The sequence below is a fragment of the Paenalicyclobacillus macrosporangiidus genome, from assembly GCF_900116805.1.
GTDB classification, from domain to species: domain Bacteria; phylum Bacillota; class Bacilli; order Alicyclobacillales; family Alicyclobacillaceae; genus Alicyclobacillus_H; species Alicyclobacillus_H macrosporangiidus.
In genome coordinates this window covers 133,383-140,356 of record NZ_FPBV01000008.1, presented here as the reverse complement: position 1 = coordinate 140,356, position 6,974 = coordinate 133,383, and the positions used below count along the sequence as shown (strand labels likewise).

General features: G+C 56.7%; 7 protein-coding genes, 1 tRNA gene and 1 pseudogene. 6 read left to right on the top strand and 3 right to left on the bottom strand.

Annotated elements, in window-relative coordinates:
- From BM357_RS09055 to BM357_RS09045, 3 genes are all read left to right on the top strand, one after another.
- The coding region (locus tag BM357_RS09055; protein ID WP_139234642.1) for a transposase domain-containing protein at positions 1–300 on the top strand (300 nt) is incomplete at its 5' end.
- A 95-nt stretch (positions 301–395) separates the two neighbouring features.
- Positions 396–632: a hypothetical protein gene (locus BM357_RS19815; RefSeq protein WP_175511492.1), complete on the top strand. Its 237-nt coding sequence runs from the start codon at positions 396–398 to the stop codon at positions 630–632.
- 17 nt (positions 633–649) lie between these two features.
- Positions 650–1,738, top strand: a complete 1,089-nt coding sequence (locus tag BM357_RS09045; RefSeq protein WP_074951913.1) for a GerAB/ArcD/ProY family transporter — start codon at positions 650–652, stop codon at positions 1,736–1,738.
- A 647-nt stretch (positions 1,739–2,385) separates the two neighbouring features.
- Here the strand turns inward: BM357_RS09045 and BM357_RS09040 are convergent.
- On the bottom strand, positions 2,386–4,068 hold the full coding sequence (locus BM357_RS09040) for an IS1634 family transposase (RefSeq protein ID WP_074951988.1): 1,683 nt from the start codon (positions 4,066–4,068) through the stop codon (positions 2,386–2,388).
- A 200-nt stretch (positions 4,069–4,268) separates the two neighbouring features.
- Between BM357_RS09040 and BM357_RS09035 the strand changes: the two are divergent.
- Positions 4,269–4,427, top strand: a pseudogene (locus tag BM357_RS09035) (spore germination protein); the annotation flags it as partial.
- Between the two features lie 19 nt (positions 4,428–4,446).
- Here BM357_RS09035 and BM357_RS09030 read toward each other — a convergent pair.
- Together BM357_RS09030 and BM357_RS19810 are read right to left on the bottom strand one after the other, a co-directional pair.
- On the bottom strand, positions 4,447–5,001 hold the full coding sequence (locus BM357_RS09030; protein WP_074951910.1) for a GNAT family N-acetyltransferase: 555 nt from the start codon (positions 4,999–5,001) through the stop codon (positions 4,447–4,449).
- A 696-nt stretch (positions 5,002–5,697) separates the two neighbouring features.
- Positions 5,698–5,838, bottom strand: coding sequence for a hypothetical protein (locus tag BM357_RS19810; protein ID WP_175511491.1), 141 nt, complete (start codon positions 5,836–5,838; stop codon positions 5,698–5,700).
- A gap of 350 nt (positions 5,839–6,188) precedes the next feature.
- On the opposite strand from BM357_RS19810, the gene BM357_RS09025 reads away from it, so the two are divergent.
- Both BM357_RS09025 and BM357_RS09020 read left to right on the top strand, forming a co-directional pair.
- On the top strand, positions 6,189–6,620 hold the full coding sequence (locus BM357_RS09025; protein WP_074951985.1) for an acyl-CoA thioesterase: 432 nt from the start codon (positions 6,189–6,191) through the stop codon (positions 6,618–6,620).
- Positions 6,621–6,824: 204 nt separating this feature from the next.
- Positions 6,825–6,899, top strand: a tRNA-Val gene (locus BM357_RS09020).
- Positions 6,900–6,974 lie beyond the last annotated feature (75 nt).

Genomic DNA, 6,974 nt, shown 5'->3' with positions numbered 1-6,974 from the left:
CTGGAGGACGGCCATCTGGAGTTGGATAACAACCGGAGCGAGCGGTCAATCAAGCCGTTTGTAATTGGTCGCAAGAACTTCCTGTTTGCCAACACCCCACAGGGTGCGAGGGCGAGCGCCATCGCCTACAGCCTGGTGGAGACAGCCAAGGAGAACGGGCTGGACCCGTATTTGTACCTGGAATACCTGTTCGAGCGGCTACCCAACATCCGAACGGATGACCGGGCAGCGATGGACGCGTTGCTCCCGTGGTCAGATCGCCTGCCGGAACGAATCCGGAGACGTGGAAAAAAAGGATAGCATGAGAAATCGCCCCGCTGGGTCTCCTGGCGGGGCTGATTGTTGTCGTCCATGACTGTCGCACGACGGTTGGAGAAACGCAAGGTGTGGGGGCTTTGACGCTTACCGTGATCTGGGTAGCGCTGTTCACTGTCGTGACTGTTGCCATCCTTGACAAACACGCCCTTCGCCGGGCCAACCGCCGTGAAGCCACAGTGTACTGGTCACTCGTCATGTTGGCGGTCGCCATGTCCGCGCTGGTCTCTTGGCACCTGTGGCCCAATCTGGACCTCCTGGCTCCGTTCGACGCCACGTTTGGTCCAGTTACAAAATGGATATACGAGATTCTTTAGAAGGGGGGCTGCGCCCCATGTCGAACGTACAGATTTCCCGGTTTCAAATGGTCATCATGCTTATTTGGAGTATCCTGGGCACCGGCATCGTAACGGTCCCATACGTCATTGCCCAGTTCACCGTCCGCGACAGCTGGATTACGGGCCTCCTGTTTGCGGCCGGGGGCCTGTTATCCGCCGGTGTTGCGGCGGTCTTCCTCCATGCGCTGCCAAACCGGAATCTGACCAGCGGCTTGATTGACGCATTCGGACCATGGCTGGGGCGCATGTTCGGTCTCTGGTTTCTTGTCTGGCTGTACCTGATTAACTGCACCGCTCTCCGGGAAGCAGAATCGTTTGTGAGCATCACCATCCTGCCTGAGACACCGGAGTACATCGTCGGACTACTGGCCATGGCTGGGATCTCATACATGGTGTACATGGGCGCGGAAGTGCCTATGCGGGACGGCGAGTTCATTACACCGCTCGCGATCATTGTGGCGCCTCTTCTCTTCGCCTTGTCCATGCAGCACATGGATGTTCACCAACTGATGCCTGTTCTCGCTGACGGCTGGCAGCCGATACTCCGCGGCGCCATGACGCCGGATCTGACCTTCGCATTGGAGATGTTGATTAGCCTGCAGTTCGTACGGGCCTTGCGTGTCAGCCAGACCCTTCCCAAAGACATGATCACGGCCACGGCCATCATCACCGTTCTCTTGACGTGCGTCCTGGAAATCACGACAGGTGTGGTGGGGCAGTCCACCAGTTATCTCTCGTATCCGGTGCTTGAAACCGTCCGCAGCATTCGCGTCGGCCGTTTTCTGGAGCGCCTGGACACACTGTACGTGATGGGTGTGATGTCCACCGTGTGCCTCAAACTGGGCGTGTTTCACTACGCTTGGTGTGAAGGTATGAAGGACGTGTTCAAACTGTCGTCGCACCGGATTGTGGCGTATTCCGGAGCCTTGTTCGTGTGGGCTGGCAGCTTTGCATTCTTCCGCAGCACGCAGGAAATGGAGCACTTCATCGCTGGTGTGGCGCCAGCGTATTTTGTGTTAACTTTGATCTGTATTCCCCTTTTAGCTGCCATGGTGATGAATTTTCGGAGGCGAGTAAAACGTTAGCCTCGGCAGTCCCTAGAAAAGCCCCTGTAAGTGCACAGCACATCGAAGATAAGAGACATGTTAGCGCCGGGTCACGATTCAGTTTTTGGGTTTTTGGTGCACCTCTTGCCGCAAGAACTTATGCAGCGTAAGCGGAGATATACCACACCTCGTAACGCTTCGGTCAAGGCCAGATAATGGTTTCAAATCTGACCGAGGAGATGTGGTGTATGGAGTTGTGCAAGCAGTGGGACCGGAGAGTTTCCGAGTTTCCGGCCAGTGAACGAGTGGAGAAATCATCCGACCAAGACATCGAAGGCTGAACTGTCACATTGCCGACTCTCCATCACGTTTCTGCCCACACCATCCACGATGGGGGCCTCGTGCACTGCAAATCGCCCGCCACCCCGTCGACAATCGATCACATGGGTCACTAGCATGCCGCAAATTTCCTCACTCGGGAGAATCGCTCTGTATATATTCTGTATATATCATGATATATCCCACATTTCGCGCCCGTGGGGAGCTGTTCAGCTGGAAACGGGGTCGTACTACGAGTGAGGGGTGAAGGATCTACCTCGCACACCATTATTTGGGTTGGGGAAAGCGCGATCTTTACAAATGTTGATCATATGTGGAAACCAAGCTCGTGCTGGCGCAAGCACTCGTCAAGCGGTTTTTTGCGCGGGGTAGTAGATGCTGAGGTCCATGTCGAGTAGCTTGAGAATACGCTCAATCTGCGGATCTGGTGGCAGACTCTTGACATATCGCCATTCGCCATTAACCTGCACTCGGGCTGTGATCATCCCGTCAAACATCTCCAGAACGGATGTCCCCGTCGGCCGGAAACTCTTGCGTTTCCCCGGCAGGATCAACGGTTCCTCTTCCTGCTTCATTTTCTCGCGCAGGATGTACTCGAATACACTGTATAACAACAGTGACATCAGCATGACGTAACAAAACGCCTTCACCCTGTCGGCGCGGTGTAGGTAGATAGGCCCGACGTGATACGGGCTTTTCAGGTAACGAAACCGCCCTTCCACCTCAGCCTGCTCCTTGTAGAGCCTCAAAACCGCCTCGTCAGCCAATCTCTGGTCGTCCCGAATGTTCGTAATGAGGACAAACGTCGCTTCTTGCTCGCGCCAGGCCTGCAAAACGTCTTCGCTTGGAGGTTCAATCTCAATCTGAATCCGGTAACGAGTGACGACGGGAGGTGCTGGTTCGTCCTTGCGTGGTCGGCCCCGTCGAGTTCGCTTCTCTTGAATCTCAACAGGCTCCAACGTCGTTTTTACCCGGTGAAGTTTATTGCGGTGTGCCCTGCAGAAGGCCTCTGCTGCCACCAAGCCGTCCTGCTCACATCCATACAACGTCTTAGACACTGCTGTCGCCGCTTTTTCCAACTCCTTGCGTTCTCGTTCCAACACATCCGACAGCTTGTGCTCCTTGCGCGCATCCAGGCTGCTCGAGCGCACGACGACAAAGCGATATCGATGACCGTACAGTTCGCGCCGAAACGACTGGATTTTGTATCGGGCTCCGTCTTTCGCTTCGACCAACCGTCCGACGTCCTTCCAGGCCCCCTCCTTGTCCCATGCAGCCTGTTTCAGTTGTCCGCACAGTTTGAAGGTCGAGGGTAACCTGGAGATGAACTGCTGGTCCAACTCGGTAAACGCACGCAGGTTGGCCTCGGTCACGACAGCTGAGTCTGCGATGTAAACCATCTTGCCGCGAACTTCCGCTGTGAACACCTTGGCCAATTCTGAAATCGTGTCGTGATTCCACGTGTGGTCATCTGTGTTCCCGGCATTCACGGTGCCATATACGGGTATTCCCATAACCGTTGCGTTGCCAAAGATAATCTGCCTCAGATCTGGCTGATTGTCCTTCGAGTAGCCCCGTACAATCCGGAAGGGGTCCTCCAGTGCGGTCAGTATTTTTTCCTGCCCTGGGTATTCTCCATATACCGACAACGAGGTGGTGTCCGCATGCAGCGGGATAAAGTCATCAAAGCGGTCGAGGACACCGAGCGACAACAGGGTCGAAATTGCCAATCGGCTGAACAGCTTGTCTGGACCCGCTTCGTAGATCGCGTCCAGCGCCCGCGCCAACGCGTCGTCATTCAAATCCTCGGCTTGGACACCGGGCCCTATGAGGGCTTCCACATCGCGCTCTCTATAGAAATCCTCGACTCTGTAGAGTGCGCTGCGATCCGTGAGGATGTTTATCAACAGTGCACTGATTCGGTCGCCAACCGACACCTTACACCCAGTCTGGGGTCCCACAAAATCGTTAATGGCGGCTGCCCAGCCAAATCGGCGCATCATCTGAGCCCACATCGGCGCCGACTCCATCTTGAAGTACTGAATCTGAAGGTCGCTAAACAACTGGAAATCCCCCGAGGCAAAGATTCACGCTATGCCATTTCGCCTCTGGAGATTCAATTCCTGCTCAAGAAAATTGCGATTCGGCCGCTGTCGGGCGCGAAATGTGGGATATATCATGTCGGTGTTTAATATTGAGACGGCGCCTTGCAAATCTGATTGCAAATGCAATGGTGGTGGAAGCGCTGGGGATGATGGTCGCCTTCGAGGCGCTGCGCGAGGCGGGCACGCGTCTGCCGCGCGTGGTCGGGCAGTCAGTGAGCATCGTCGGGACCTTGATCATCGGCGACGCGGCGGTCCGCGCGGGCCTGGTCTCTCCGGTCGCTATCCCGAAATCGGCCGCCGGGGTCACTTGACGAACTTGCACATCAGCAACGTGTCGACGTAGGCATTCGGTCCCAGCTTGACGTGGCGCCTCCGCCGGCCTTCCTCCTGGAAACCCAGGCTCTGATACAAGCGGATCGCCGGCTCATTCGTCGTGAAGACCTCAAGGCACACCTTCTCAATCTCCGGATTCGCCTCTGCCCAGCGCAGCAGGGTTTCCATCATCTTGCGTCCGATACCCTGCCTGTGCCACGCCTTCTGCACGCTCACGCCGAGGGAGCCGTGATGCGACAAACGCGCACGCGACTCTCTGCGAAAGCTGAGTATCCCAATCACCTGGGACCCGGCGCTAGCGATCAGGAGGAGGCTGCCGGGATCGTCCAGATGCTCCTGGATCCAAGCTCGCTCCTCGTCCACGGTCAAGGTGATTTCTTCCGAGGTGGTGATGAGAAAGTCCGTCTCTCCAATGACCTGTTTCGTGTGCTCCAACACTTGCGGGGCATCGGCGGGTTCTGCGGTGCGCAAGGTCCAGGCTGTGCCATTTGGCAATATGACAACTTGCGGGTTCACAAATCCCATGTCCCGTCCTCCTGCAGTATTCCGTTGTTTGCCACGAACAGGCCCGGCAGATCACCGGGTGGTGGCGCGGGTATGTGCAGAAACATGCCGAGCACAGGCTTTGAAACAGATTGTACCCGAGCAGCGTCGGGAGGAGAGGGTATGTCTGCGGATTTCCGCCTCGTGGTCGCACTCACCCCGGGGAATTTTTTGAGTCTGTTTGGCATCGCCGCCGGGCGATGGTGCGCGATTTGTTCGCCGCGTTCCCGCGCGCGAAAGCCCTCACCATCGCCCTCTCAAGAAAGCCTTCTTCAGAATTTCTGTCCGGCCTGCGCCACGAAATTTGCGCGAAGCTCACCACCAACCCCACGGACCGATGGATGCGAGCGTAAGAAAGGGAAGGAAAAGAAATGGGAAGAAAGCTTCGTGAATATTATCAGTCGGCTGAGGCATGTTCTGCAGCACATCCATGTGTGCATCGTTGACGTTTGTGTCATTCACCAAACCCGGGGTTCCGCCACCTGTTGGACGCAGATAGATTCCATCATCTGTAGCCGAATGCAGAATCCCATAGTGAGTCACACCAGACCTCGTGCGAACGACGACGGGCTGTCCAATAAACCGCATGCAATGAGCGCGTGTAATCAAAGGTTTGCCCCCCTCTGCATATTGAATGAAAAGGTCCCAGAGAACATCCTGGGACCTTATGCCCCATACTCAGCATGTGCCAGCGCTGTATCCGGCTCCTCCTGCATACCCAAGGCCAATTCCCGGGACCAGCAGGAAGAACAGCACAAAGATGATCAGGAACACGACCGCCCATCGCGTGAAACCGCCAAACACTCCTCCATCGTACACGGGCAAACACCTCCTTCCCGTCACATGGTGTTAAGATACGCGTTCTGGACGGCATCAGATTGAGGCATTTACCCCGGGTCATTCGCGGAGAGCAGACTGGAGCAAGCGGTCGAACCTCAGCGGAGATATGTAGACTCGCACCGCGGTTTTCTTGAACGAATTCAGTCGTCAAGGCGTCATCGTGTGGATTCAGAAGGGACGCAACGCCCGCTGGACAAGGCGTGAACCAACAGACTGAACCTCTGCCGTGTCCGGCTGGCTTGGCGTCCCGCGCCTTGGCCGCAGATTGGACGGATTCCCCCGTTTGGTATACTGGAGAGGAACAGGCTGGGAGAGGAGAGTCCGTGCACGTGGCAAAAACGGTGACGACGCGGTTCGAAGTGCGATGGGGCGAGTGCGATCCCGCTGGAATTGTGTATCATCCCGCCTACATCGATTGGTTCTCCGTGGCCCGGATGCGTTTTTTGCGGGAGAATGGCGTCTCTTACATGGAGACATTTCACGACCAGGGCATCGTCCTGGTGGTCATTGACGTCCAGTGCCGGTATTTGAAGACCTTGCGCGCAGAGGACCTCGCGGATGTCGAAGCACGTTTGGAGCTGTGCACAAAGACGCGGCTGGCGCTGCGCTATCGGGTGATGAACGAAGCGGGAGAGCTGTGTGCGGAGGGCCGCACCGAACACGCATTTGTCGATATGGAGACGAACCGGGCCGTGAACCTCGCCAAGCGGGCCCCCGCGCTCTGGGCCATCTTGGAGAACTTGCCGGTCGCCGGCGCCTGATGGCCGGAACGGGTTGGCCTCCGTCGCGAGCCCAAGGATCCAGCCGGCTTCCGCCTCTGTCCTGCGCCACGCGGGGATCTGCACATACTGTAGATCGAGGCGGAGTCGACATGGGCACTTGGTGTAAATCCCCAGTCTTTTTGAGGGGCATAGCGTATTGACTTCGAATAGGACCGCGTGCTAATATGAGCTAGCCGCGAGCGAGCGGCTGTAGCTCAGAGGGAGAGCACCACCTTGACACGGTGGGGGCCACAGGTTCGATTCCTGTCAGCCGCACCAAGTGAACTGCCGACGCGCAAGAGCGTCGGCCTTTTGCGTTTTGAGGTCCGGATGGGCGAACACCGGGAGAACCGG